The sequence below is a fragment of the Shewanella acanthi genome (assembly GCF_019457475.1).
GTDB lineage: Bacteria > Pseudomonadota > Gammaproteobacteria > Enterobacterales > Shewanellaceae > Shewanella > Shewanella acanthi.
Map to the genome: position 1 here is coordinate 1,985,049 of NZ_CP080413.1, position 26,826 is coordinate 2,011,874.

The following is a 26,826-nucleotide window of genomic DNA, read 5'->3' on the forward strand; positions in this document are numbered from 1 at the left end:
AGATTTAAAGATAAGTGGAACACCGACTTTTCCCTTCGAGCCGAGTCGCAATATCGATTAAGTGATGTTCGAATAAAAGCATATGGAGCTAAGACAGCGTATGAAATTACAGTTAAATAACCATACTTTTGATGTTGATGTCGCTGAAGATACCCCCTTGTTATGGGTGATACGAGATAACTTAGGTTTCACAGGCACAAAATACGGCTGTGGTTTAGCGCAGTGTGGCGCATGTTCAGTCTTGATAGACGGTGCAGTTGTGCGTTCTTGCGTAATGCCGGTATCGAGTGCGATTGGAAAACACATTACAACGATAGAAGCCATCGAAGAAGATCCTGTCGGTAAACAAGTCGTTTTAGCATGGACTAAACATCAAGTTCCGCAATGCGGCTACTGCCAATCGGGACAAGTCATGGCGGTCACCGCCTTATTCAAGTCGAATAAATCGCCGACTAAAGATGATATCAATGCTGCGGTCAATAATCTCTGCCGATGTGGTACTTACAACGCGATTAATGCGGCTGTCGAGGATTTATCAAAGGCACTTCCTGGGAGCAATACATGAAAAACTTAGACGCCAAAAATGAGTTTTTACAGCTAAATCAAGATACCCCAGTGAATGTGTCTCGAAGACACTTTTTATTGTCTTCCGTTGGGTTAGCGGCAGGTGCTTTTGTGTTAAGTGTAGGCATTCCACTACGTCAAACCCGAGCCGCTCAGGCTGGCGGGATGGCGGCAGGCACAAGGGTTCCGGCATTCCTTAGGATCACTGCTGATAATAAAATCTATTTTCAGAGTCCTTTTGTTGAGGGCGGTCAGGGTGTCTTTACCGCCATGGCACAAATTATTGGTGAAGAGCTTGATGCTGAACCCATCAAATTTATCGTCGAAAATGCACCAACTGGCCCCGATTATCAGGTCGTGAAGGGCTTTGGTCGTATTACCGGTGGTAGCATGTCCGTGCAGACAAGCTATAGCACCATGAGGAAGTTGGGCGCGTTAGCAAGGCAAATGCTGCTTCAGGCTGGCGCAAAAGCATTAAATGTCGATGTGTCGGAGCTCACTACAACGCCAGGAAAAGTTGTTCACCTTAAATCAAATCGTTCATTAGATTATGGCCAGCTAGCTGAACAAGCCATGGGTTTACCAGTGCCCGATCCCGAGTCCATTAAATTACGCGATCCTAAAGATTTCCGCTGGATTGGCGCCCCTGTGGAACGGTTAGATGTCTATATGAAATCTACGGGTAAAGCTGAATATTGCATCGATATCAAAGTCGATGACATGCTTCATGCCGCCGTTAAGCATGCGCCACGCTTAGGAATGACCGTTAGTAGCATTACCAATCTTGAGCAAGTTAACGCGATGCGTGGTGTACATTCGGTTCATATTTTGGAAGGCGCAGTTGCCGTGGTTGCACCCCATTGGTGGGACGCAAAACGTGCAGCCGACGCGGCTCAAGTCGATTGGATTGAACCCAAGGGTGAAGCGCAAGGTTCAATGCGATTTATGCCTGCAGACTTTTCAACTCAGAGCTTCAATGACATGTTAGCCGCTCGAAAAGAGAGAGGGCTCGATGCAGAAGTAAAAGGCAATGCATCTAAAGTGTTATCCGATGCGAAAGATGACACTGTCATAGAGGCGACATACCGAACTCAACACTTACGTCACGCACAACTAGAGCCGCCTTCGGCATTGGCAAGATTTAATACGGATGGAAGCTTGGATGTGTGGTGTCCTAATCAGGCGCCCGATATGTTTTTAGCCGATATTGCAAAAAGAACCGGATTGGCTGAAGACAAAATACATCTCCATTCCCCCATTTTAGGTGGCTTCTTTGGACGCCATTTCTTGTATCACGCAGCCAGTCCTTATCCACAAGCGATTATTCTTGCCAAGAAAGTCGGTAAGCCCATTAAATTAATTTGGAGCCGTGAAGAAGAATTCCTAAGAGACACAGTACGTCCCATGGCTGCGGTTCGTTTGAAGGCTGCCATTAGCAATAATAAGCCTTTGGCACTCGACATTGTTTCGTCGACCGAAGGTCCAACGGATGCCATTTGGGGACGTAATCCTGAAAAGGTAGACCCAACTGCTGTCGAAGGCTTGGCGGGCAAAGCCTATGACATTCCCCATGTGAGAGTGGGTTATGACTTTGTCAAAAGTCCAATGATGCAGGGTTACTGGCGCTCGGTCGGAAACTCGATGAATGATTTCGTGTATGAATGCTTCTTTGACGAAATGGCGGATAAAGCAGGGGTTGATCCCATGCAGATGCGCCAGCAACTACTTCAAGAGAACAAAAGGTTGTCTCATTTACTCAATGTGGTGGTTGAGTCATCCGGCGGTTGGAAACGAGGACCATTTACGGCCGAAGATGGTTCAGTAAGAGCCCGTGGTATTGCAATGGCAGCGCCATTTGGCTCCCATGCAGCAGCCATTGCAGAAGTGTCGATTGAGAAGGGTAAGGTTCGCGTTCACCACATTTGGGAGGCCATTGACCCCGGCAGTATTGTTAATCCCGCCATTATTAAAGCTCAAATTCAATCAGCCGCGGCGATGGGCGTTTCACAGGTACTTTTTGAAGAAGTGATCTATGAAAAAGGCCTACCTTTGGCACGTAATTACAACAAGTACCCTATGATCCGTCCAACGCACATGCCAGAAGTCCATGTTAGCATCATCGAAAGCGGTGAAAAAATGGGGGGAATAGGGGAGCCTGGATTGCCGGCGGTTTCACCAGCCATTGTCAATGCCGTGTCACATTTGCTTGGACGTAGGATCCGACGTATACCTTTATCCGGAGTGATGCTGGAAGATAAAACGAAGTCGCCGTCAAATATGACTTAGCTAACCTTTATAATGAGTCAGTGACAAAAATAACAGCTTGTTGAAAATAAAAAGCCAGTGCATGCACTGGCTTTAGCAAACAGGAAGAGGGCGATTATACGCGCTTCTTGAATTCGCCAGTACGAGTGTCGATCTCAATCTTGTCGCCAACTTTAACGAAGTCAGCCACGCTGATTGTACCGCCGCCAGTGATAGTCGCTGGCTTCATCACTTTACCTGAAGTATCGCCACGAGCAGATGGCTCAGTGTAGATCACTTCACGTACGATAGTGGTTGGCATTTCAACAGAAATGGCTTTGCCTTCGTAGAAAGTCACTTGGCAGGTTTCTTCCATGCCGTCAACGATGTAAGCCGCTGCGTCACCTAAGTTTTCAGCTTCTACGTCGTATTGGTTGTATTCTGCGTCCATGAATACGTACATAGGATCAGCAAAGTAAGAATAAGTACAATCCAGACGATCTAGGATAATGTCGTCAATCTTATCTTCACCTTTGAAAGTGGTTTCAGTACCAGAGTTAAGCAGTAAGTTTTTCAGCTTTAACTTAACGATGGCAGCGTTACGGCCAGAGCGAGTTGTTTCTGTTTTCTGAACAACCCATGGGCTGCCTTCAAACATGATCACGTTACCAGGACGGACTTCATGAGCAGTTTTCATTACACAATTTCCTATATGTCGATTTTCTATTTCAGCGCAGCATCTTAGCTTTTTTTCACGAACTGGACTAGCCGAGTTGTAAGATCTGCAGCATTTATTGCGTCGATTGGCCACTTTTTAGCGTGTTGCAACAGCGGCAAACTGACTGGATTTAGGTTTTGCCAGTGAGTTCTCACGGCAGATTGCTTTCCTTGGTTGAACGCGAGGTTCAATTTTTTCCAAGTGGAAGCAATTTCAGGGGCAAGATTATCGCAGTAAAGTTGCATAAAAGCTTCTAATTTTATGAGATGGTAGTCATCTTCTTGCGGATAAATGTGCCAAATAAACGGTTTTGCAGCCCATTGCGCCCGTAAAAAACTGTCCTCGCCACGGACAATATTCATATCGCAGCTCCACAGTAATTTATCGAAGCCCACTTGATCTGTCATCGGCAAAATATGCAGTGTCAATTCTCCAAGCGAGATATGCATGCCTGGTGTGAGCTCATCAATACTGCAGGGCAGTAGATGCTGAAGACTATTTAGGCTGCGTCCTTTTGGGATCAGTGCATGGATTTTGTGATTAATATTGGCTTGCTGTTGCCACAGTTCACACAGGGCGGGCAGGGCGTCGGTCTCATAACTAAAAACGCTGATGACCTTATCTTCGGCATTAATGCCATTAAGCCCAAGTGATTTGAACAGCCCAAGCTTATTACTGTCATCGGCCTGCCAAGCATCACGCTCGTCAAAGAGGCTGCGTTCACAAATCAGCCCGCCTGTTTTTGGTGTAAAACCTGGGAAGTAAAAAAACTTTTTAATGCCGCTTGATTGCATTGACGGCAGGCCATGGCAACCCTCCACCCAATCTTCAGCGCTTAAATACTCAAGGTTTAACCACACGGGCACTTTATTGGGGGTTTGACGATGAAGTTCTACGAGTTGCTGCTTGACGCTATCGGGTAGCTCGCAGGCAAACGCTTCAATCAACACCTCTCCGCTCTCAAAGACAACGGGCAGGGGATTAGTCCAATGAATAATGGTCACACCATTAAAACTCTGGCTATCAAGGCTTGGGTCTAATCTTGGCAAAATGTGGGAAAAGCCGTTTAAATCATCGACCCATAAACGCACTGGTAACTCATATTCTTTCACCAATTGCTTGGCAAGGCGCCAAGTAACGCCAATATCGCCATAGTTATCGACAACACAGCAAAAGATATCCCAGTGGGGCGAGCGAATATCGGTCATAACTGGCTTTACTCCTTCTTGACCAAGCTAAGGGATAAAAATCCCCCATAAAAAAAGCGGCGTTTAGGCCGCTTTATTCATCGTTAATGGATTAACGATAACTCGAATTAGTCTTCAAACTCGGCTAAACACATTTCTTCGTAGATTTGTTTAACCCAAGCATCAACTCGTTCTTCGGTCAGTTCTGGTTGACGGTCTTCATCGATACCTAAACCGATGAAGTGGTCATCGTCGACTAAGCCTTTTGATGCTTCGAAGTTGTATCCGGCAGTTGGCCAGTGACCGATAATAATCCCACCGCGAGCCTGAACGATATCGCCCACCATGCCCATCGCATCGAGGAAGTATTCGGCGTAGTCTTCTTGGTCGCCACAACCGAAAATAGCGACTAATTTGTCAGTAAAATCGATTTGTTCTAATTCAGGAAAGAAGTCATCCCAATCGCATTGGGCTTCACCGTAGTACCAGGTTGGGATCCCGAACATCAGCAGATCGTATTCTGCAATTTGTTCTTTGGTGCTCTTGGCGATATCTTTCACCTCAACCATTTGTTTGCCCAGTTTCTTCTGGATCATCTTGGCGACAGCTTCGGTGTTGCCTGTGTCGCTACCGAAAAAAAGACCTACAGTTGCCATTGTCTATCCTTTATGTCTAGTTCACTTATACGTTAATCTTGCTGCAATCGAACGTCTTAACATTCAATTTTTTGCTGAAGAATTAATTCGATTAACTGGCTTCGGCTGATGTTACTGGCCAATGCCTGCTCATTCAAGGCGTCATACAAATCTTGTGACACCTTTAACTCTATTCGCTTTAATCCTTTGGCTTTATCCCGCTGGATCTGGTTGCGCTTGTTGACCTTAAGCTGTTGGCTACGGGACAAAGGATTGCTACGTGGGCGGCCCCGGCGCTTTTCATTGGCAAAAAGGTCAATGGTGGTTCTATCTGTCGCTTCTTTTGCCATCTTATTATTGTTTAACCGATGCCTGAACCTTCCCAGGTCATCTGGATAATGCCTTTTGCAATAAACCCGGCGCAGCCGAGAAATAATACTAACCAAACGATAAATCGACCCAATTTAGGCACATTACCCTGTTTGAGCACATCGTGGATGGCCATGCCGATAAAGAAAAATATCGCCGCAAAAAACAGGTTCAAGCCGATGGTTTCGATTTGTTCCATATACTGACTTAACATGCTTTCTTAGTCCTCTAGAAACATCTAAGGCTAAAAGAGGCGCGAATATATCACATCGCCTTAGGACAGGCTATATCAATTAAGTCGAGAATCATTGTCATTTACACTGCGTGTTTGTCAATAAATTCAGACACTATACGGTTAAATATGGCGGGTTTTTGCGCATGTAACCAGTGTCCACAACCCTCGAGTGTTTTCGCCTGTGCTGCGGGAAATTGACGCATAATGTCGCCTCGATGTTCAGTGGTAACATAGTTTGAGTCGCCTCCGCGGATAAAAAGACTCGGTCCGTGATACACTTTCGCTGTTTCGCTACTTAGATTGTGCCAGCCAATGATATTGGGGTAACACGCCTTAAGCCCTTTAAGATTCATTTTCCAACTAAATCCGGTTTCTGTGCGTTGCAGGTTTTTCAACAAAAACTGCGCCGTTGGTTCATCAATGCCAGCCGCAATTAAATGCGAAAGTGCCATACGGCGGTCGCTTGAGCCCTCAAGGAGTAAGCTTTCTAATGCGGCAAACACCAGATCGTGCCTTGGTTGATATGTTACAGGTGCGATATCGGCGGCAACGAGGCTAATAATGCGCTCGGGGTAGGCGAGGGCCGTTGCCATGGCGATTTTACCGCCCATGGAGTGACCCACAAGGTGAACCTTATCCAAGCCTAGGTCATCCACTAGATCCATCATTACCTTGGCAAGGCTTGGGTAATCCATTTCCTGCCAATGCTCACTGAGTCCATGGTTAGGCACATCGACACGGATCACCTGATGATTGGCTTCGAGCACTTGGCCTAGGCCCTTAAGGTTATCTAAGTTTCCAAACAGCCCGTGGATAAGGAGTACGGCTTGTCCTTGACCCGAGGTGACATAATTCATGGATTGTCCTGTGATTACTGCAAGTGAGTGGTGAATTTTGCCTCCGAACACTTTGCCTTGACAAGCAAATAAGGCATTTTACGCAGGGCTAAGATGTAAATTGCTGACTTTTTCAGCAATCGGTTCACTGGCGAGTTTTTGGTGTGCTATTTCACGCAATTTTAGATTAATGATGCTTTATCAGATTGATAGAGACAGATACACTGGGTAACGATCGCGTCGATCTCAAGTTTTGATCGTCGTAACACTTTTTCGGTTAAGCCTATCGAATAACAAAGGATAATAAGGTTATGAAATACATCGAAGTGGATGAAGAGCTCTATCGTCATATTGCCAGTAAAACGGAACGTATTGGTGAGAGCGCCTCAGACATTCTTCGTCGATTACTCGGCCTTTCTGTCGATGCCGTCGAACCTTTAGCGCCTATTGATATCAGTGAGCCAAGTTTAGAGTCAGCTCCTGTTGAGGTGGTTGCCACCGCACCTATTGAAGTAGTGGATGTTGCTGTTGAAGTGAACGAGCCTGCGGATTTCACTTTGCTTGTTGATGAGCATCAATTATCCCAGCAAAAGGGCGCAGTGGGCCGTTTCTTATTTTTACTTGAACGTTTATCCGCGCAGAGCAAAGACCACTTTTCGCAAATTTTGCATATTCAAGGTCGCGACCGCCTGTACTTTGCCCGTTCCCGTGAAGAGTTGCTCAAGGCCAGTGCCTCGGCGAATCCAAAGGAAATCGGCAATACTGGTTTTTGGGTAACGACTAATAACAACACAGCCAAAAAACGCGCGATTTTATCTGAAGTGTTAATGCAACTGGGTTGTGATGGTCAGTTAGCAGGCTTGATTGCCGAGCGAATTTAATCATCAGCGCCATCAATTTTTCCGCCATTAATTATTTGATGGTTTAAAAATCGGTGGCGTTTTTATATCGCTATAGTTGAGTAAACCGTTTTTCTTTAGGAGTAATGCAGTTGGCAATACATCAAAGGGCAGGACAAACCGCGAATCAGACGGATCTGGTGAATATTCCAAAACTGATGAGCCAATATTACAGTATTAAACCCAATGTGGATGATACTTCACAGCGCGTGACCTTTGGCACTTCGGGTCACCGTGGCAGTGCGCTGCTCGGCAGTTTTAACCAAGACCATATTTGGGCTATTGCCCAAGCCGTAGTGGATTATCGCCAATCGGCGAATATCGACGGCCCGCTGTTTTTAGGCATTGATACCCACGCGCTTTCCTACGCGGCCTATGTGTCTGCCATCGAAGTGCTTGCTGCCAATGGCGTAAAAGTCAAAATCCAACAGAACGATGGCTTTACCCCAACACCGGTAGTTTCTCACGCGATCATTTGCGCTAACCGTGAAGCCAACATCACGGGTGATGTATTAAGTGATGGATTAATTATCACGCCGTCCCACAATCCGCCCCAAGATGGCGGGATTAAGTACAATCCTCCCCACGGTGGTCCTGCCGAAGGTAATATTACCGCGTGGATTGAGCAGCGTGCTAACGAGTACCTGCGTCAGGGGTTACAGGGCGTCAATAAACTTGGCTTTGGCGAAGCGATGGCCTCTGGCCATGTACAAGAAATCGACCTTATCACGCCCTATGTAAAGGATTTAGCAAATGTCGTCGATATGCACTTGATTGCAGCGTCGAAGCTTAAGCTCGGAGTGGATCCGTTAGGCGGCTCTGGCATTCATTACTGGGCACCAATTGCGACACACTATGGCATCGATATCACCCTAGTAAATGATAAAGTCGACCCAAGCTTTAGCTTTATGTCGCTGGATAAGGACGGCAAAATCCGTATGGATTGCTCTTCTCCCTACGCGATGGCTAGCCTTTTAGCCCATAAAGATGCCTTCGATTTGTGTGTGGGTAACGACCCCGACTACGACAGACACGGTATTGTGTGTCCTGGTACAGGCTTGATGGATCCTAACCACTATCTGGCGGTGGCCATTGATTACCTGTTAACCCACAGACCGGATTGGAAAGACAGTCTAGCGATTGGTAAGACGCTGGTCTCGAGTGCGCTTATCGACAAGATTTGCGCTTTCCACGGTAAAACCCTGCTGGAAGTACCCGTCGGTTTTAAATGGTTTGTTGACGGTCTAGCTGAGTCGAGCATTGCCTTCGGTGGAGAAGAAAGTGCGGGCGCGGCTTTCCTTCGCCGTGATGGCACTACATGGTGCACGGACAAAGACGGCTTTATTTTGGTGTTGTTAGCTGCTGAAATGCTTGCAGTAACTGGCAAAACACCGGGTGAGCGTTATCAAGAATTAGTGGCGCAATTTGGCCGCAGTTACTACAAGCGAATCGACAGTCCAATCAGCCTTGAAAACAAAGCCAAATTTGCAAAACTCAACGCAGAGACCTTAGGTGCTTCCATGCTTGCGGGTGAGCAGATTGATGCTGTACTGACGCATGCTCCGGGTAACAATGCGGCGATTGGTGGCATTAAGGTAACCACGGCAAATGGTTGGTTTGCTGCACGCCCATCGGGCACTGAAGCCTTATTTAAGATTTATGGCGAAAGCTTTATCAGCGAGCAACACTTGGCAGACATTATCAGCGACGCACAAACCTTGATTGATAAGGCGCTCAGCGCTTAATAAAGCGAATAACCCACATTAGCTACAAAAAACGCACTCAATGAGTGCGTTTTTTGTTTGAGTGATTTGGGCGTTAAATTGAAAAACTTAATCCAAGTAATCCCGATTAATACTCGATATGACAGCTTGGTAAGTTGTTCTTATCAATGTAATTCTGGTGGTATTCTTCGGCGATGTGGAATTGTTGCAAGGGTACAATTTCAGTCACGATATGGCGAAGCCCCCAACGACCCGAACGGGCGAAGGCCAATTTTGAGGCTTCGGCAGCGGCTTTTTGTTCACGGTCATGGAAGAAAATGGTGCTGCGGTATTGAGTACCAATGTCACCACCTTGCATATTTAATGTCGTTGGGTTGTGGTTTTTCCAAAAAACATCTAGCAGCTCATCATAGGAGACAACCGCAGGGTCAAATTCCACTTGTACCACTTCGGCGTGGCCCGTCTTACCCTTTTTCACTTCTTCATAGGTGGTCGCTTCATTGTTGCCACCCATGTAGCCGCAGGTTGCGTTTAGCACACCGTTTACTTGTCTGAAGAAATACTCTACGCCCCAAAAACAACCGGCACCAAAAGTTGCTAACGCCATGATAAATCCTAATAGATGTCTAGATGGCTGAAGATTGTGTGCAAACTTGGCATTAAAAGCAAGTCCTCTGATAAGATTTAGGGGAAATCTGGCATGATTTGGTCAAATTTTCTCAATAGTGAATTGAAGTTTGGGATGATATCGCTTGAAGTTCGACCACTGTGGGCATGCTGGCATTAAAACTTATGCTAGTATGAAGGCGCTTTAGGGCGGGAGATAAAGGCGCGGTGGTAACCCGTTTGTCGCATTTTCCTGCTTTTAACACGATAGGATGAAGGAGAAATCAGTGTTACAAGCTCTAATCGATTCAAAGGATTTTCTTGCGCTTACCCTTGCCCACCCAGAATCCTTGGGTGAAGGTTTTAGTTACGCACTCTCAAATCAGACCCAAGTTGAAGTGTGGGATACGGGCGTCATCGTATTTGAACCCCATTTGCCATTAGGTAAGGACATCATTTTGTCGTGCGGTGTGCATGGCAACGAAACCGCGCCGATAGAGTTATGTAATGGCCTCATTAAGGCCATCCTCGAAGAGAAAATTGAGGTTAAACACCGAACCCTGTTTATTATTGGCAATCCTCTAGCCATCAATAATGGCACCCGCATTATCGATGAAAATATGAATCGCCTGTTTAGTGGCGAACATTCCAATGCCCCAGGTCTTGTTAACCCTGAACGTATTCGTGCCCAAAAACTCGAAGCCTATGTCAGCCGCTTTTTTACTAGGGCTGTCCAATCTAAGCAGCGCATTCATTACGATTTACATACGGCGATGCGGGCATCAAAACATGAAAAGTTTGCTATTTATCCTTACCGGCCTGGCAGGGCTTACAGCGGTGAACAAATGATGTTTTTGGCCGCAAGCGGCGTTGATACGATTTTGTTCCACCATGAACCCACCACGACTTTTAGTTACTTCTCTTCTGCAGAATTTGGCGCCGACGCCTTTACCATCGAGCTTGGTAAAGTGTATCCCATGGGGCAGAACGATATGACTCGCTTTATTGCGGCTAAGGATATGTTTACTCGGTTAATTACGGATTATCCATTAGATCTTGAAGCCTACAATCCCACTAAGCTTCATCTTTATCAGGTGTATCGGGTGATCAATAAACATTTCGATGATTTTGAATTTACCTTTGCAACTGATGTTGAAAATTTTCGCAGTTTCCCTAAAGGTTTTGTACTCGCTCACGAGGGCGGAAATGCCATCAAAGTGGAGCAGGAATTTGAGGCAATTGTGTTCCCAAATGCCAAAGTACCCATTGGAAATCGAACGGTCATCTGTTTAATTCCCCCCAAAAACCTCGATATTCAATAGGTTTGTAAAGCAATTTATACAAGTGCTAAGGGGATTAGTTGTGCCTAGGGGTAGGTTAATAGCTTGATAGCAGGTTTACGTTTACGTAAAGTTTGCGCAGCATATTCGTATAATTTGGCCGCCCCTTTGGTGACCAACGAAACAACAAGAGCACAATATGAGCAAAGCAACACTCAACACTGAAACAGTGCACCGTGTCGGCTTCTTGGATAAGGCATCTCTTCATATTCCTATCCTTCGAATTCTACAAGCAGATGGCACTACCTACGAAACCGCGGTTTTGCCTGTTATAGATGAAGCCTTAGCCACAAAGATTTACGATACCTGTGTATTCACACGGGTGCTAGACGAACGTATGTTAGGCGCCCAGCGCCAGGGACGCATCAGCTTCTACATGACCTGTACCGGTGAGGAAGCGGCAGTGGTGGGCAGTGTTGCCGCCCTCGATCCTGAAGATGTTATCCTAGCTCAATACCGTGAACACGCCGCCTTACGTTACCGCGGTTTCACGACAGATCAGTTTATGAACCAGATGTTCAGCAACGAGAAGGATCTGGGTAAAGGCCGTCAAATGCCAATCCATTACGGCTGTGCGGCACTTAACTATCAAACGATTTCATCGCCACTGGCCACCCAAATCCCACAGGCGACTGGTGTGGGTTACAGCCTGAAATTGCAGGGAAAACGTAATGTTGCCATGTGCTATTTCGGTGAAGGCGCGGCATCGGAAGGAGACTTCCATGCGGGCATGAACATGGCTGCGGTATTAAAATGTCCAGTGATTTTCTTCTGCCGTAACAACGGTTATGCCATCTCGACGCCAACCGATGAACAGTTTGCCGGTAACGGTATCGCCAGTCGCGGTGTCGGTTACGGTATGCACACCATCCGTGTCGACGGTAACGACATGTTAGCTGTGCTGGCTGCAACTCAACAGGCCCGAGCTTATGCGATTGAGCATAACGCGCCAGTATTAATCGAAGCCATGACCTATCGCCTTGGTGCTCACTCATCCTCAGACGACCCATCGGGTTACCGCTCTAAGGATGAAGAAGCCAAATGGCAACAACACGATCCGGTTAAACGCTTCAAATTATGGTTAATCAACAAAGGTTGGTTAAGCGACGCCGATGACGTCAAACTCTTTGAGAAGTACCGTGAAGAAGTGCTCTCTGCAGTGAAAGTGGCTGAAAAGCTGCCCGTTCCTAAGCTGGATGAGATTATCGCCGATGTGTATGACACACCAACCCCAATCCTGAAAAAGCAATTGGCGGAACTTAAAGAACACATCAACAAATATCCGCAATCTTATCCCAAAAGTGCAGGGAGACTATAAGCCGTGCCAGAAATGAATATGTTACAGGCCGTCAATGAGGCCTTATCCATCGCGATGCAATCGGATGATCGTATGGTAGTGTTCGGTGAAGACGTAGGCCACTTCGGTGGTGTATTCCGTGCAACTTCGGGCCTTCAAGAAAAGTTTGGCCGCGATCGCTGTTTTAACACGCCGCTGACCGAACAAGGTATTGCGGGGTTTGCTAACGGTTTAGCCTCAAACGGCATGACCGCCGTGGCCGAAATTCAGTTTGCCGATTATATCTTCCCTGCGTTTGACCAAATCGTGAACGAAGCAGCCAAGTTCCGTTACCGCAGCGGTAATGAATTCAACGTGGGCAGCTTAGTGTTCCGTACCCCTTATGGTGGCGGGATTGCAGGTGGTCATTATCATTCGCAATCGCCAGAAGCCTACTTTACTCAAACCCCTGGGTTAAAAGTGGTTGTGCCACGTAACCCAGAGCAGGCAAAAGGGCTGTTATTAGCGTCAATTCGCGATAAAAACCCCGTGGTGTTTTTCGAGCCTAAGCGCTTATACCGCGCATCGGTGGGCGAAGTGCCTGCTGGCGATTATGAAATTGAGCTGGGTAAAGCAGAAGTGGTTCGCGAAGGTAAAGACATTACCTTAGTGGCTTGGGGCGCACAGATGGAAATCGTCGAAAAGGCCGCAGAGATGGCGGCAAAAGAAGGCATTTCCTGTGAAATTATTGACCTTCGCACCCTCGCACCTTGGGATGCGGATACCATTGCCGATTCGGTGAAGAAAACAGGTCGCTTACTGATTAACCACGAAGCACCGTTAACTGGTGGTTTTGCCGGTGAAATCGCCGCCACGATTCAGCAGGAATGTTTCCTGTATCTGGAATCACCCATTAGCCGTGTATGTGGTCTTGATACCCCATACCCGCTGGTTCATGAAAAAGAATACATGCCAGATGCACTCAAGACCTTTGAAGCCATCAAGGCCTCGGTTAACTTCTAGGAGTCCGCAATGATTAAAGATTTTATTTTGCCGGACATTGGTGAAGGCGTAGTTGAGTGTGAACTGGTTGAATGGCTGGTGAGTGAAGGCGATACTATCGTTGAAGACCAACCGATTGCCGATGTGATGACGGATAAAGCACTTGTGCAAATTCCAGCACCCTTTGGTGGTGTGGTGACCAAGCTTTATTACGCAAAGGGCGATATCGCTAAGGTTCACGCACCACTTTATGCTGTTCAGATTGAAGCCGAAGAAGGGGCGGCTGTTGAAACCGCACAAGCTCCTACCAATGTCGTTGCAGCAAGCTCTGCCAGCCAAATTGAAGAATTCCTGCTGCCAGATATCGGTGAAGGTATTGTTGAATGTGAGCTGGTCGATTGGTTAGTAAGTGAAGGCGATGTCGTGGTTGAAGATCAACCCATTGCCGATGTAATGACGGATAAAGCGTTAGTGCAAATTCCGGCCATTAAGGGCGGAAAAATTGTTAAGCTGCATTACCGTAAGGGCCAGTTAGCCAAGGTTCATGCGCCCCTGTTTGCCATTGAAGTTGCGATTGAAGTCGAAGGTTCTGCCGAAAGTGTTGCCGCTGTGCAAGCATCAACAAGTACTTGTGCGCTGCAATCGGCTAACAGTGATGCAGCTGTACAAGTACGCTCGGGTAAAGCATTAGCAAGCCCTGCGGTTCGCCGTATGGCGCGCTCATTAGATATCGATTTAAGCCTCGTGCCAGGTAGTGGCAAACATGGCCGGGTTTATAAGGAAGATATCACTCGCTTCCAATCCCATGGCGCTGCAGCGCAGCCAAATGTGATGCCAACGCCCGTGGCAGCGGCAGTAAATATCGCGGTTAATACGAATGCGACCAATACTAATGTGGCTGTTGCGTCAAGCCCTGTGGCAACTCAAGTTGGCGATATCGTTGAGCCAATTCGCGGCGTCAAAGCGGTGATGGCAAAGATGATGGTGGAATCGGTATCGACCATTCCACACTTTACTTACTGCGAAGAGTTCGATTTAACCGATTTGGTTGCGCTGCGTGAAAGCATGAAAGCCAAGTATTCATCGGATGAAGTTAAGTTAACCATGATGCCGTTCTTTATGAAGGCAATGTCATTGGCACTCACGCAGTTCCCGGTGATGAATAGCCAAGTAAACAGCGATTGCACGGAATTGACATACAAGTCTCGCCACAACATCGGTATGGCAGTGGACTCGAAGGTGGGATTGTTAGTGCCAAACGTGAAAGATGTTCAGAATAAGAGCATTCTTGAGGTGGCTGCGGAAATCACCCGCTTAACCAATGCTGCCCGTAGTGGCCGAGTGGCGCCAGCGGATCTTAAAGAAGGCACCATTTCAATTTCGAATATCGGAGCCTTAGGTGGAACGATTGCAACACCTATCATTAATAAGCCGGAAGTTGCGATTGTTGCCTTAGGTAAATTGCAAACCCTGCCGCGTTTTAATGCGAAGGGCGAAGTTGAAGCCCGTCAGATCATGCAAGTCAGCTGGTCAGGGGATCACCGCGTGATTGACGGTGGTACTATTGCCCGTTTCTGCAACCTGTGGAAACAGTACCTTGAGCAGCCACAGGACATGCTGTTAGCCATGCGCTAACAGCCTGTCAGCGGATGCTTACAGTCACTCAGTTAAAAAAGGACGCAATTTAGCGTCCTTTTTTATTTGCAAGGCATAAATGGGTTAATCTTTTGTGCTCAATTACGTATAATCCGCGGACATTGTTATCCCGATGGATGTGTTATGAGCCAGTCAGCACCAATTCAATTTGCCCCTAAAATCGAAACGATGGATTACCCGTTTCCACCTAAGCCTGTTCCACTGTCTGACGCCGAAAAGGCGGATTACAAGGCACGCATTAAACAGCTGCTAATTGAAAAAGATGCGGTATTAGTTGCCCATTACTATACCGATCCTGAAATTCAAGCCCTCGCAGAAGAAACTGGTGGCTGTGTATCGGACTCATTAGAAATGGCGCGTTTTGGCCGCGATCATCCTGCTAAAACGTTAATTGTTGCTGGCGTTAAATTCATGGGCGAAACAGCCAAAATTTTGAGTCCAGAAAAAACCATTCTCATGCCGACACTGGAAGCGACCTGTTCACTCGACTTAGGTTGCCCGATTGATAAGTTCAGTGAGTTCTGCGACGCGCACCCTGATCATACCGTTGTGGTCTATGCCAACACTTCTGCCGCAGTAAAAGCACGCGCCGATTGGGTGGTCACCTCTAGTATCGCTTTAGAAATCGTGGAGCATTTAGAAAGTGAAGGTAAAAAAATCATTTGGGGGCCAGACCGTCATTTAGGCAGTTATATCGCCAAACAAACGGGCGCCGAAATGTTGATGTGGCAGGGTGATTGTATTGTTCACGACGAATTTAAAGCCAATGCGCTGCGTGATTTAAAGCGCGTTTACCCAGATGCGGCAATTCTGGTTCATCCTGAATCACCCGCAAGTGTGGTGGCCATGGCCGATGCGGTGGGCTCGACCAGCCAACTGATTAAAGCGGCGCAAACCATGGACAATGAACGCTTTATCGTGGCAACCGATCGCGGTATTTTCTACAAAATGCAGCAGGCCGCACCGGGTAAAATCTTGATTGAAGCCCCAACTGGCGGTAATGGCGCGACATGTAAGAGCTGTGCTCATTGCCCTTGGATGGCGATGAATGGCCTAAAAGCCATCGAAGCTTCATTAAGCGACAGCGATAAAAGTACCCACGAAATTTTTGTCGATGAAGCATTACGAGTACAAGCGTTAATTCCGCTAACCCGCATGCTCGATTTTGCAAAAACATTGAATATGAAAGTGAAGGGCAACGCTTAATTTCTGCCTTCGGTAAAGCTTACATTTCATCATTAAAATCCCTGCCACATGGCGGGGATTTTTTTGCCATTGTAGAGGCGAAGTATCCATATTCGGCATACTACAGCCAAGTAGGAGGATATTGAATATTAAGCATAATGAAAAATAACTGTCTTTTTACTAACCTAGTCTGTGCTGTTAGCTTAAATTTGCTATAACTAAGCACGAAGTATCGCAATGTACAGTGTTAAATCAATCTCATAGAGAGCTGAGCTATAGAGCTGAGCTATAGAGCTGGGCTATAGAGCTGGGCTAGAGAGAACTAAGCCATGGAGAAGGGTATGAAAAAAATGATGTTATTGCTTGCATCTATGTCGGCCACAAGTGCTTTTGCCGATGTCAGCGTACAAATGAATCTTGTTAACGATAAAGGGGTAGCGGACAGTGTTGGCCAAGTTACTATCTCAGAATCAAAATATGGTGTGGTGTTTACGCCATCATTAAAAGGCTTAACCCCGGGATTACATGGTTTCCATCTACATGAAAATGGAAGCTGTGATCCTAAGGAAAAGGACGGAAAAATTGTACCTGCAGGCGCTGCAGGGGGCCATTATGATCCCGCTGCGACGAAAACCCACAGTACGCCTTGGGGAGAAGGTCACTTAGGCGATCTGCCACCATTATTTATCGATGCTGACGGCGCGGGTAATCAGGCTGTGTTGGCTCCAAGGTTGAAAATGAGTGACCTAAAAGGCCATGCAATTATGTTCCACGCGGGCGGTGATAACCATTCCGATCATCCTGCGCCTTTAGGTGGTGGCGGTGCACGTGTGGCCTGCGGTATTATCAATTGATATAGCCTTGGTCATCTGCCCGTGCAGAATGTTAGGTTTCGATATTACTGTTAACGAATTAATGATTGGCTCAGTAAAAAAAGCCCCGCAATTGCGGGGCTTTTAAATTAATTGGAATGATTACTTGGCATTCATCAGGGCAACCGCGTTATCTAACATACGGTTACTGAATCCCCACTCGTTATCGTACCATGCCATCACTTTCACTAAGCGACCGTTAACACGGGTTTGCGTCGCATCGAAGTTAGAAGAGTAGGCGTTGTGGTTAAAATCGATAGAGACTAATGGCTCTTTATTTACGGCTAGCACTTCACTCAGCGGTGATTGGCTCGCAGCGCGCTCGATGATTTCATTGATTTCTTCAACTGTGGTGTCGCGCGCAGCGATGAATGATAAGTCAACTAGAGAGACGTTTACTGTCGGTACACGTACCGCTAAACCGTCAAATTTACCTTGTAGTTCTGGGACGACAAGACCTACTGCTGCAGCAGCACCTGTCTTTGTTGGGATCATCGACAGCGCCGCGGCACGGGCACGTCGTAAATCAGTGTGGTAAACGTCTGATAAACGTTGATCGTTTGTGTAAGCGTGGATAGTGGTCATCAGACCCGATTCAATACCAATCTCGTCGTTTAACGGTTTAGCGAAAGGTGCTAAACAGTTAGTGGTACAAGAAGCATTTGAAATCACAGTCATATCAGCAGTTAACACATCGTTGTTCACACCGTAAACCACAGTTGCATCGACGTTTTTACCTGGAGCAGAGATGATGACTTTTTTTGCTCCTGCATTGATATGGGGTTGTACGGATTCTTTTGATGTGAAGATACCGGTACATTCAAAAACCACATCCACTTGCAGTTCAGACCAAGGTAATTTACCCGGATCACGTTCTTGGAAAGTCAGAATCTTGTCGCCATTAACATAAATCGCTTCACCGTCATGGTCTACTTTCGCATTGAAGCGACCATGCACTGAATCGTACTTGGTTAAGTGTGCGTTGATGGAAGCATCGCCTAAATCGTTGATTGCAACAATTTTGATTGGGTATGCTTTTTCACTTTCATACAGAGCACGCAGTACGTTTCTACCGATACGGCCATAGCCGTTAATTGCTACACGGATAGTCATCTCATATCCCTCGGGTGATTATAGAATTCAATTGGTAGTAAAATTACCAAACTGACAGATATCGTCAAGTTAAATCGGCGATTTTGCCCAGTATTAGTTAACAAAACCCTTAATTCTTTTACATAGGCCGCAAAATTGCCATTATTGCAAGAAATTTGGATGAAAAATTACAAGATGGTAAACATCTTGCCCTGCGCTCAATCTGGGGTATTTGTGCTGTTTTCTTCCTTAATCGGGGATACAACCAAATCAGAGACTGAACGCTCCAACCAAGCTCTAACTTCACTATTGGCATAGCTTCCTTTTCTAAGCGTATCAACTAAGTCCTGTGCATAAGCATCAAGTGATTTCGCCATTGTTTTATTACCACTGATCAAGGCTAGCATCTTATCTTGGGAATACTTCTGCTGTGTGAGCAGAATATTGGCTTTTGTGAGCATATAGGTTTTGTCGAATACTTGATTTTGTTTAAAGGAAGCCGCCAGACCGAGTAACCAGCTAGGGTCGAAATCATCATATTGGATTTCTGACAACACTCTTAGATACAAATGTTGAGATTTAAGGCTATTACGACTGCTGTAATAGGTGGCAATTTGTCCTAAGAGGAATGGATCAGTGACTTCACCCGCTTCTTCCTGCTTAAGGAGACGATTTAGCGCACTGGTGTCATTGAAGCGTGTCCATTGGTAGTAGGACATGAAGGGATCTTGATATTCCTTACTCTCAGCCTGTAGCTGATTCAAATTTTCTGTGCTCAGGGTATAAGCACGAGCCCTATCAGCGGTTCGATGGGTATGCACGATTTGCTGGACGCCAGAGGCAACCTCAATGCATTTACTGTAGTCTTCAAGATAAGTGAGTTGTTGATATACCTGCTTACCAGTGGGGTGTTTTAGGTCTTTAATCTCGAATCGATGTAAAATTAAGTTGTTTTTTTCACCTTGGCACCATCCATCCTTATTTAAATCAGAACAAATTTCAGGATTATTTTTACAAATGACTTCAGCATTTGGGGCCCTATCGCAACCAAAAAGAGCGAAAAAACACAACCCAACGGAAAATGATGTAATTATTACTAGATTATATCTCAAAGTACGCTCCATATCGTCAATTTTTCTAATAAAATTACAGTTTTACAAAAACGGTCATGCTGGTAACAGGCGATAGTTTTCATTACAATGGCGCCCGACCAAAACAGGGTTTTCCCTAAAACCTGCCTAAAGATTATTGGTCTTTTCGTCATGTTACTCAAACCTTTCAATGTATTTTATTGAAAAGTGAGATAAAGGATCTGCAAATGAGCGCTGATAAACACCTACAAAGCTGGCAAGAACGTTTTGAAATGGCAGAGGCTATGCAGCCTTTGCTAGGTAAGTTGTACCGTAACCAAGGCGTTGAAGTGTTGGTATACGGCAAGCCATTACTTAATGCTTCTACTATTGAGATTATTAAAGCGCACCGTTTAGTTCGTCGTCATGTCGGCGAAAAATTACGTTTACGCGAGAGTTTCCCCTTCGTACAAGCCTTAAGCAAACTCGCGGTTAAACAATGTAAAGTGGATATCGGTAAACTGGCAGTTAAATACTGGGCTGAACATACTGATGTGAGCGAAATCGAAAACTACATGACGCGCGAGTTAGCTGAAGCGATTGACCATGCTGACGATGTTGCACCACGTGATGTTGTGCTTTACGGTTTTGGTCGTATTGGTCGTTTATTAGCGCGTCTGCTGATCGAACGTACTGGTCGCAGCAATAAATTAAGACTTCGCGCTATTGTTCTGCGTGGCGGTAAGAAGGGCGATTTAGAGAAGCGTGCTAGCTTATTGCGCCGCGACTCTGTACACGGTCCTTTCAACGGTTCTGTTGAAGTTGATGAAGAAAACAATGCCATCATCGCAAACGGCACTTATATCCAAGTTATTTATGCTAACTCACCAGATGAAGTGGATTACACTAAATATGGTATCAATGATGCATTAGTTGTTGATAACACAGGTATTTGGAAAGATGAAGCGGGTCTTGGTTTACATCTTAAGTGTCCTGGCGCGAGCAAAGTGTTGTTAACTGCTCCAGCTAAAGGCGCCATCAAAAACATCGTTTACGGTGTGAACGAAGGTGATATTACTGCTGAGGATATCATCGTATCTGCGGCGAGCTGTACCACTAACGCGATTACCCCAGTTCTTAAAGCGGTAAACGATAAGTACGGTATTGAAAATGGTCACGTTGAGACTATTCACTCGTACACGAATGATCAAAATCTGATTGATAACTACCACAGTGCTGACCGCCGCGGTCGCAGTGCGCCGTTAAACATGGTGATCACTGAGACTGGCGCCGCGAAAGCGGTAGCAAAAGCGCTGCCAGTATTAGCGGGTAAATTGACAGGTAATGCGATTCGTGTGCCAACGCCTAACGTTTCTATGGCGATTATCAGCATGAACCTCAATGCTGAGACCAATAAAGACGAATTAAACGAATACCTGAAAGATACCGCGCTGCAATCACCGCTGCAAAACCAAATCGACTACACAGATTCAACCGAAATCGTTTCAAGCGATTTAGTGGGTTCACGTTACGCAGGTGTGGTTGATTCACAGGCGACCATCGCTGAAGGTAAGCGTGCGATTCTTTACGTATGGTACGACAACGAATTTGGTTACAGCTGCCAAGTGGTCGGCGTAATGCAAACCATGCTAGGTCTGACAACACTGTCTCTGCCAGCTTAATTCGTTAATTCGACTCTAAACGCCCATTTGGTTAACACTAAATGGGCGTTTTCTTTTTATTTCCAAGAAGATTTCTTACCAAGCTGCTATTAAGCCTCTGATGATATTTAGCCTCGCTAAGAGGGCAGGGCTGCTGTTTGCTTACAACTTCAGCACTTTCAATGGTGTTTGTCTGAATAATCGGCAAACGCGACACAGTAATGGATTATTTCAAAATTGTGGATTGACTCCGAGGAGCAAATCGGTAGAATGCCAATCCGCAGTCAAGGGAAGCGCGAAGCGTAACTCTACAACCTAATTAAATTAGGTATGGCATCGAGGCGACATTAGCTCAGTTGGTAGAGCGATACCTTGCCAAGGTATAGGTCATCGGTTCGAACCCGATATGTCGCTCCAACTTTTAACGTTGGAAATTATGGCGCGATGGCAGAATGGCTATGCTGCGGATTGCAAATCCGTCGATCTCGGTTCGACTCCGGGTCGCGCCTCCATAGATTTAGATACGATAGTATCGAATATTAATGACATGATTCCCGTCACTAATATAAAGAGTTTGCCCGAGTGGTGGAATCGGTAGACACAAGGGATTTAAAATCCCTCGCTGGTAACAGCGTGCCAGTTCAAGTCTGGCCTCGGGTACCAAACATAAAAAAAGCCTAACGAAAGTTAGGCTTTTTTATTGCGCGGATTTAAGCTAAGAGCGGTTGATGCTTCGTTGAGCTCTCAAATCAGAAACGAATCACATTTATCAAAAATTTCACGTTGGCAGTCATTGATCCCGCAATAGCTTGTCTATTAAATTAGCTAATCCATAATATTTAAACTATTTCCTTAAGATGTGGCTATAGGCGCTATTCCACACCCTAAGAGAGTGGTATAACTATGCGGTTTTTTCCCTACACGCGAACATTTAGGATAAGTAGTCATGATTTTCTCACAGGTAGAACTCGCTCCAGCCGATCCAATCCTTGGTTTAACCGATGCATTTAAAGCCGATCCTCGTCATGATAAGGTCAACCTCGGTGTAGGGATCTATAAGGATGAGGCAGGGCTGACTCCCGTTTTGCTATCCGTCAAAAAAGCTGAAGCGCTATTACTTGATCAGGAGAAAACCAAAAACTACCTCGGCATTGAGGGGGTTCAAACCTATAACCGTGTGGTACAAGAGCTGTTATTCGGTGAAGGCAGTGACTTAGTCGTATCAGGCCGTGCGGCTACGGCTCAAGCGCCAGGCGGTACAGGTGCGCTGCGCATAGCTGCCGAGTTTCTTGTGCGCAATACCCCGTCGCGAACTGTGTGGGTAAGTAACCCAACCTGGGCTAACCATCAAAACATCTTTGAAACTGCGGGCTTAACCGTTAAAGAATACGGTTATTACAATGCAAGCGCCCATGATATTGATTTTGATGCCATGATGACAGACCTCGCTAATGCCCAAGCTGGCGATATTATCCTATTACATGGTTGCTGCCATAACCCAACGGGTATTGATTTAACGATAGAACAGTGGGCTCTTATTGCTGAACTTTGCTCATCAAAACAACTGGTACCTCTATTTGACTTTGCCTACCAAGGTTTTGGCGCTGGCATTGAAGAAGATGCGGCGGGTTTACGTTTAGTTGCTTCTAAGGTACCTGAACTGTTAGTGGCAAACTCCTTCTCCAAGAACTTTGGTCTCTACAATGAGCGTATTGGCGCAGTGACAGTCGTAGCCCAAGATGCTGACCAAGCAGTGCGTGCATTTAGCCAAATCAAACGTACTATTCGTGCTAACTACTCAAACCCGCCTGCGCACGGCGCATTAATCGTCAGCACCATTTTAAGTGATGCTGGCTTAAAGGCGCAGTGGGTACAAGAACTCACTGAAATGCGTGAGCGTATTGCCGAAATGCGGACCCTTTTTGTGCAAAGTTTGAAAGATGAAGGTGTAACTCAAGACTTTAGTTTTATATCTCGCCAGAATGGGATGTTTAGCTTCTCTGGTCTGGATAAAGCCCAAGTGACTCGTCTTAAAGAAGAATTTGGTATTTATATCGTAGGTTCAGGCCGGATCAGTGTTGCTGGTATGACAAAAGCGAACATGCCTGCTATTTGTAAAGCCATTGCTCAAGTTGTGTAAATAGAGCAGGTGTATAATGAAAAAGGACAGCCTCGGCTGTCCTTTTTCATTCTCGCTGTTTATTCATCACATCAACAAACTGGATAAGTGGTCAGGAGGCAATGGAGGTAATATCGGTGTTAATTCGAAGTACTGCAGAGATGGCATCGACTAATAGTACGGGATCATGAAGCCTTGGAAACTGCTGATGTTTTAGAGGGAAATAGTTAATGATTGAGCTTAATCGCACTTGTTCATGGTGACAAATCACCTTATTGATCACATTTCTTCCAATGGCGCGGTGGCACCAATTCATGCGATCTTCAATCGGCCACTTGCCCGCAGGGGAGGATTCTGGAATGAGGTTATCGATAAAAATCACTTGTGCCTTTGTCTCTGCTAACGCATTAGCGATTTCAGGAACCAACAGCGGTGGCATGATGCTCGTAAGAAAACTTCCAGGCCCTAGTAAGATGAGATCTGCACATTTAATCGCGTTACTGGCTTCCGTTGTCGCTCTGACTAAAGGTTCAAGCTCCAGTCCAACGGGTGGGATTGTCATTTCATCTACGCTTACTTCGCCAATGACGACTTCACCGTCATGCCCTAAAGCGACTAAATGGGTGGGTTGTTCCGACATGGGGATAATTTGAGGCTCAATTTTTAACATGCCGCGGATAAGATTGATAGCGTCAAGCGGGCGCACACAAAGTTCATCAAGGGCCAGTAACATTAAATTACCTAAAGTATGGCCGCTAAGTTCTGTCTGACCTTTAAAACGATATTCAAAAAGCTGAGAGCCTACAGAGGGTCTAAAAGCTAATTGTGAAAGGCAGTTACGTAAATCGCCCCAAGCAATACAGTCTTGTTGAGCACGTAATCGCCCAGTAGAACCCCCGTTGTCTGTTGTTGCAACAATGCCAGTTAAACGGTTACCTAGAAAATCAAGTGCAGAAAGCACGCGCCCTAAACCATGGCCTCCGCCAATCGCCACGACATTTGAAAACTGGTTTAAATGTTGATGTTGCATGTGAAGGTTTCCTTCCTGAATACCCGTTGTGCCAGACGTTTCCGTTTGTCCCGTGTAAAAGACCCGTTTGAGCAATATGCCAAAACAATCATCGGCATTCATTGTCATTTAACAGCAATGTGCAAAAAAGCACGATTAGTATATAAGGCCTGTGCTTTTACTTCATCTATCACCTGCTGCAACTGACTAAAATGTAGACGATTATTGCGTGGTAATACCCTAAACATTACCTTAACGACAGGCTGTTTTTAACACAAATTTCGTGAATTTTAAGTTTTGCCGTATAATCTGGCGCTTATTTTGCCCTAAATGATTTTTTTCGAAGGTGATTTATTGAAAACAGGTAGAATTGGTACGTTTACTGTGGCTTTGGCATCGGTCATTATGGCGATTTTTTCATTACGAGTGTGGCTCCTTCCCACGAAAGAAACGCCTACAACCTTTGTAAGTCAACTGGAAAACTCCTTTGAGCCAGTGACTCACATTCCGGACTTTTCGGCAATTAATGACGTTGTTGAAAAGAAACGCGCTTTTTTTGATTTCCTACGTCCAATCATCGCGCAACAAAATGCCATTATTTCAACTGAACGTGATTTTATCATTGAAATATTAGCCTTAGTTGAAAATGACGAAGCTATACCCCAGTCTCAGTTGCTGCAACTCGAACAGCTATTTGCAAAATACCAGTATGCAGCGCGTACAGTAGACACCAAAACGCTGCGTAGTTTACTTAAACGAGTTGATATTGTTCCCGAATCGATGGTGATGATCCAAGCAGCCAATGAATCTGGCTGGGGCAATTCACGTTTTGCCAAAGAGGGATTTAATTTCTTCGGTGAATGGTGCTTCAGTGACGGTTGTGGTCTCGTGCCATCCTCCCGTGGCGCAGGAAAAAACCATGAGGTAAAAGTTTTTGAATCGGTTGATGCCTCGGTTTCATCTTATATGCGCAATCTTAATTCGCATGCAGCCTATAATCTTTTCCGTTCGATTCGAGCAGATTTACGAGCCCAAGAACTTGAACCAAGTGCGGATCAGCTCATCTACGGTCTTGTGAATTATTCTGAAAGACAAGAAGCCTATATCGATGAGTTGCTCGATATGTTACGTCATAATTCAAAATATTTGGAGAAAGTTGATGCGTAGAATTGGGTTGTTAGCAGGGATGTTATTGTGTGCAACCACTGCCTATGCTGAAACAATATCCCTTGAATATAAAGGCTTTTATGAACGCTTAAAGCAAGTTAACAAGGGAAGTTTTCAGTTGGTTGAATTGGCATTTAGTGTTCCAATGCTCGCTAATTGTAAAATAGAAAAGGGCTCAATTAGTAATGAATTATCTTCATTGCCATTAACCATAGGCGATAATCAGCGGCTCTTTATTCCCTTAGATGATGGCTTAAAAGAGCAGCGCACCTCAATCAACTTAGACTTTGCCGGCAGCGCTCAGGGGTGCGGCATTGCAATGCAGGTACGCGCAAAACAACCCTCACAGCGATACGATAAGGCCCGTTTAACTCAATTAGTCACTGAGATGGACAGCATGCTCGCTAAGCTTCAGGGATTTCCCATGCGCTATTTTAGTGCCCCTATTGCAGGGCTGCATTTTAAGTTCGGTCAAACCACAGTCCTTGCTACACAAAATACCGCTGTCAACAATGGGGTACCGCCTCAGCAACCGCAAGCGACTGTCACTATTGACGGTAAATCGCAGGTGATTAACGACAATTTCAACCTTTCATTGGAGGCGTTGCATACGTTGAGCACTCTTGAATTTAGTGAGCCACCTCAAATAGTCAGCCCATGGGTCAAGTAACTTAGCTGAAGATAAGTAAAGAGTGTTATTAAAAAATAACACTTTTCTTCTTATTTATTTTCACTCCATATTTTTATCGTTTGCTGGCGATATCAAAAAGCTAGGTTCCAATTGTTATACCAAGTCTTATCCACTAACACATGCACTCGCTCAGTTGTTACCGTTGTCCATCCTTAAGCGAGTGTCAGTATTGCAATGTTCGTCCTAACTTTACGAGTGTGTGTATTGAGCGAACTGTTTAGTCCCGTCTTAATTCCTACTTTAAAAATTGAACAAATGAGCTGAGTCGTTTTGATCACTCTTTGTTGCGGTAAAACACAATGTCGATGGGCTGCTCAATTTTTAATGTTCTTTCCCCTTAAATAACGCTATTAATCTAGCCTAAATCACATCTTGTTTTGTCATAAAGTCAGAAGACACACAATACCTGTTCAGTGTAACGCTAGTTGTCTTAATGTTTCGCCGGCTATTATCCATAATGCGCCGACAGTCATTAAGGTCATGCCTGAGGTGACTTTTGTTCTTGATAGGGTGGTGGTGATAGCCATAGTATTGATTTTTCATTGTAGGATTCGCGGACTCCAGAAGAGGTTTAGGATAATCCAAGCAATCCTTTTGTGTATGGGTTTCATGGCATTGTGGTTTTCACACCAACCACCACTAAAGACGTAAGGCCATTGGAATGAGGGA

The 26,826-nt window shown here is 45.6% G+C and carries 25 protein-coding genes and 3 tRNA genes; 17 read left to right on the forward strand and 11 right to left on the reverse strand.

All coding sequences use genetic code 11. The features are described 5' to 3' along the window. The first annotated feature begins 100 nt into the window (after positions 1 to 100). A complete protein-coding gene (locus K0H61_RS08705) occupies positions 101 to 565 on the forward strand; it encodes a (2Fe-2S)-binding protein (protein WP_220052276.1) in 465 nt (154 codons plus the stop codon). Next, positions 562 to 2,850, forward strand: coding sequence for a xanthine dehydrogenase family protein molybdopterin-binding subunit (locus tag K0H61_RS08710; RefSeq protein ID WP_220052277.1), 2,289 nt, complete (start codon positions 562 to 564; stop codon positions 2,848 to 2,850). The genes K0H61_RS08705 and K0H61_RS08710 overlap by 4 nt, the downstream gene beginning before the upstream one ends. Before the next feature lie 94 nt (positions 2,851 to 2,944). Here the strand turns inward: K0H61_RS08710 and efp are convergent, their stop codons facing one another. The 6 genes from efp to K0H61_RS08740 form a co-directional block, all read right to left on the reverse strand. Continuing rightward, the gene (efp, locus tag K0H61_RS08715) at positions 2,945 to 3,505 is read right to left on the reverse strand and encodes an elongation factor P (RefSeq protein WP_011622801.1); all 561 of its coding nucleotides are present in this window, start codon (positions 3,503 to 3,505) and stop codon (positions 2,945 to 2,947) included. A 44-nt stretch (positions 3,506 to 3,549) separates the two neighbouring features. After that, positions 3,550 to 4,734, reverse strand: coding sequence for an elongation factor P maturation arginine rhamnosyltransferase EarP (earP, locus tag K0H61_RS08720; RefSeq protein ID WP_220052278.1), 1,185 nt, complete (start codon positions 4,732 to 4,734; stop codon positions 3,550 to 3,552). 107 nt (positions 4,735 to 4,841) lie between these two features. Beyond that, on the reverse strand, positions 4,842 to 5,369 hold the full coding sequence (gene fldA, locus K0H61_RS08725) for a flavodoxin FldA (RefSeq protein WP_220052279.1): 528 nt from the start codon (positions 5,367 to 5,369) through the stop codon (positions 4,842 to 4,844). Between the two features lie 56 nt (positions 5,370 to 5,425). Next, positions 5,426 to 5,698 carry a LexA regulated protein gene (ybfE, locus tag K0H61_RS08730; protein ID WP_011622798.1) on the reverse strand — a complete coding sequence of 91 codons (273 nt, stop codon included), beginning with the start codon at positions 5,696 to 5,698 and terminating at the stop codon, positions 5,426 to 5,428. 11 nt (positions 5,699 to 5,709) lie between these two features. Further along, the gene (locus K0H61_RS08735; RefSeq protein WP_220052280.1) at positions 5,710 to 5,931 is read right to left on the reverse strand and encodes a DUF2788 domain-containing protein; all 222 of its coding nucleotides are present in this window, start codon (positions 5,929 to 5,931) and stop codon (positions 5,710 to 5,712) included. Positions 5,932 to 6,032: 101 nt separating this feature from the next. Beyond that, the gene (locus K0H61_RS08740; protein WP_220052281.1) at positions 6,033 to 6,809 is read right to left on the reverse strand and encodes an alpha/beta fold hydrolase; all 777 of its coding nucleotides are present in this window, start codon (positions 6,807 to 6,809) and stop codon (positions 6,033 to 6,035) included. Positions 6,810 to 7,099: 290 nt separating this feature from the next. On the opposite strand from K0H61_RS08740, the gene seqA reads away from it, so the two are divergent. Next, positions 7,100 to 7,669 (forward strand): replication initiation negative regulator SeqA, encoded by a 570-nt coding sequence (gene seqA, locus K0H61_RS08745; RefSeq protein WP_220052282.1) that lies wholly within the window; start codon positions 7,100 to 7,102, stop codon positions 7,667 to 7,669. Between the two features lie 110 nt (positions 7,670 to 7,779). Next, positions 7,780 to 9,432 (forward strand): phosphoglucomutase (alpha-D-glucose-1,6-bisphosphate-dependent), encoded by a 1,653-nt coding sequence (gene pgm / locus K0H61_RS08750; RefSeq protein ID WP_220052283.1) that lies wholly within the window; start codon positions 7,780 to 7,782, stop codon positions 9,430 to 9,432. A 106-nt stretch (positions 9,433 to 9,538) separates the two neighbouring features. On the opposite strand, the gene msrA is transcribed toward pgm, so the two are convergent. Next, positions 9,539 to 10,018, reverse strand: coding sequence for a peptide-methionine (S)-S-oxide reductase MsrA (gene msrA, locus K0H61_RS08755; RefSeq protein ID WP_220052284.1), 480 nt, complete (start codon positions 10,016 to 10,018; stop codon positions 9,539 to 9,541). 286 nt (positions 10,019 to 10,304) lie between these two features. Here msrA and astE point away from each other — a divergent pair, with 286 nt between their 5' ends. From astE to sodC, 6 genes are all read left to right on the forward strand, one after another. Further along, on the forward strand, positions 10,305 to 11,339 hold the full coding sequence (gene astE, locus K0H61_RS08760) for a succinylglutamate desuccinylase (protein WP_220052285.1): 1,035 nt from the start codon (positions 10,305 to 10,307) through the stop codon (positions 11,337 to 11,339). Positions 11,340 to 11,496: 157 nt separating this feature from the next. Next, complete coding sequence (locus K0H61_RS08765) at positions 11,497 to 12,675, forward strand: thiamine pyrophosphate-dependent dehydrogenase E1 component subunit alpha (RefSeq protein ID WP_220052286.1); 1,179 nt, start codon at positions 11,497 to 11,499, stop codon at positions 12,673 to 12,675. Between the two features lie 3 nt (positions 12,676 to 12,678). Then, positions 12,679 to 13,656, forward strand: coding sequence for an alpha-ketoacid dehydrogenase subunit beta (locus tag K0H61_RS08770; RefSeq protein ID WP_220052287.1), 978 nt, complete (start codon positions 12,679 to 12,681; stop codon positions 13,654 to 13,656). Between the two features lie 9 nt (positions 13,657 to 13,665). Next, the gene (locus K0H61_RS08775; RefSeq protein ID WP_220052288.1) at positions 13,666 to 15,270 is read left to right on the forward strand and encodes a dihydrolipoyllysine-residue acetyltransferase; all 1,605 of its coding nucleotides are present in this window, start codon (positions 13,666 to 13,668) and stop codon (positions 15,268 to 15,270) included. A gap of 144 nt (positions 15,271 to 15,414) precedes the next feature. Further along, on the forward strand, positions 15,415 to 16,497 hold the full coding sequence (nadA, locus tag K0H61_RS08780) for a quinolinate synthase NadA (RefSeq protein WP_220052289.1): 1,083 nt from the start codon (positions 15,415 to 15,417) through the stop codon (positions 16,495 to 16,497). Between the two features lie 320 nt (positions 16,498 to 16,817). After that, the gene (sodC, locus tag K0H61_RS08785; protein ID WP_220052290.1) at positions 16,818 to 17,330 is read left to right on the forward strand and encodes a superoxide dismutase family protein; all 513 of its coding nucleotides are present in this window, start codon (positions 16,818 to 16,820) and stop codon (positions 17,328 to 17,330) included. A 120-nt stretch (positions 17,331 to 17,450) separates the two neighbouring features. Here sodC and gap read toward each other — a convergent pair whose 3' ends face one another. Further along, positions 17,451 to 18,461: a type I glyceraldehyde-3-phosphate dehydrogenase gene (gene gap, locus K0H61_RS08790; RefSeq protein ID WP_220052291.1), complete on the reverse strand. Its 1,011-nt coding sequence runs from the start codon at positions 18,459 to 18,461 to the stop codon at positions 17,451 to 17,453. Between the two features lie 197 nt (positions 18,462 to 18,658). After that, positions 18,659 to 19,552, reverse strand: coding sequence for a DUF2989 domain-containing protein (locus K0H61_RS08795; protein WP_220052597.1), 894 nt, complete (start codon positions 19,550 to 19,552; stop codon positions 18,659 to 18,661). Positions 19,553 to 19,758: 206 nt separating this feature from the next. Between K0H61_RS08795 and K0H61_RS08800 the strand changes: the two genes are divergently transcribed. From K0H61_RS08800 to K0H61_RS08820, 5 genes are all read left to right on the forward strand, one after another. Next, positions 19,759 to 21,192 (forward strand): glyceraldehyde-3-phosphate dehydrogenase, encoded by a 1,434-nt coding sequence (locus K0H61_RS08800; protein WP_220052292.1) that lies wholly within the window; start codon positions 19,759 to 19,761, stop codon positions 21,190 to 21,192. 320 nt (positions 21,193 to 21,512) lie between these two features. Next, positions 21,513 to 21,588: transfer RNA gene (locus K0H61_RS08805), tRNA-Gly, on the forward strand. Between the two features lie 21 nt (positions 21,589 to 21,609). Then, a tRNA-Cys gene (locus K0H61_RS08810) sits at positions 21,610 to 21,683 on the forward strand. Positions 21,684 to 21,747: 64 nt separating this feature from the next. Next, positions 21,748 to 21,834 (forward strand) — tRNA-Leu (locus K0H61_RS08815). Positions 21,835 to 22,117: 283 nt separating this feature from the next. Then, the gene (locus K0H61_RS08820; protein WP_220052293.1) at positions 22,118 to 23,311 is read left to right on the forward strand and encodes an amino acid aminotransferase; all 1,194 of its coding nucleotides are present in this window, start codon (positions 22,118 to 22,120) and stop codon (positions 23,309 to 23,311) included. 91 nt (positions 23,312 to 23,402) lie between these two features. Here K0H61_RS08820 and yvcK read toward each other — a convergent pair whose 3' ends face one another. Further along, the gene (yvcK, locus tag K0H61_RS08825) at positions 23,403 to 24,320 is read right to left on the reverse strand and encodes a uridine diphosphate-N-acetylglucosamine-binding protein YvcK (protein ID WP_220052294.1); all 918 of its coding nucleotides are present in this window, start codon (positions 24,318 to 24,320) and stop codon (positions 23,403 to 23,405) included. A 333-nt stretch (positions 24,321 to 24,653) separates the two neighbouring features. On the opposite strand from yvcK, the gene K0H61_RS08830 reads away from it, so the two are divergent. Next, positions 24,654 to 25,466 carry a glucosaminidase domain-containing protein gene (locus tag K0H61_RS08830; protein WP_220052295.1) on the forward strand — a complete coding sequence of 271 codons (813 nt, stop codon included), beginning with the start codon at positions 24,654 to 24,656 and terminating at the stop codon, positions 25,464 to 25,466. Beyond that, the gene (locus tag K0H61_RS08835) at positions 25,459 to 26,136 is read left to right on the forward strand and encodes a DUF2987 domain-containing protein (protein WP_220052296.1); all 678 of its coding nucleotides are present in this window, start codon (positions 25,459 to 25,461) and stop codon (positions 26,134 to 26,136) included. Before K0H61_RS08830 ends, K0H61_RS08835 begins: the two co-directional genes overlap by 8 nt. A 431-nt stretch (positions 26,137 to 26,567) precedes the next feature. Here K0H61_RS08835 and K0H61_RS08840 read toward each other — a convergent pair whose 3' ends face one another. Next, positions 26,568 to 26,684: a hypothetical protein gene (locus K0H61_RS08840; RefSeq protein ID WP_220052297.1), complete on the reverse strand. Its 117-nt coding sequence runs from the start codon at positions 26,682 to 26,684 to the stop codon at positions 26,568 to 26,570. Positions 26,685 to 26,826 lie beyond the last annotated feature (142 nt).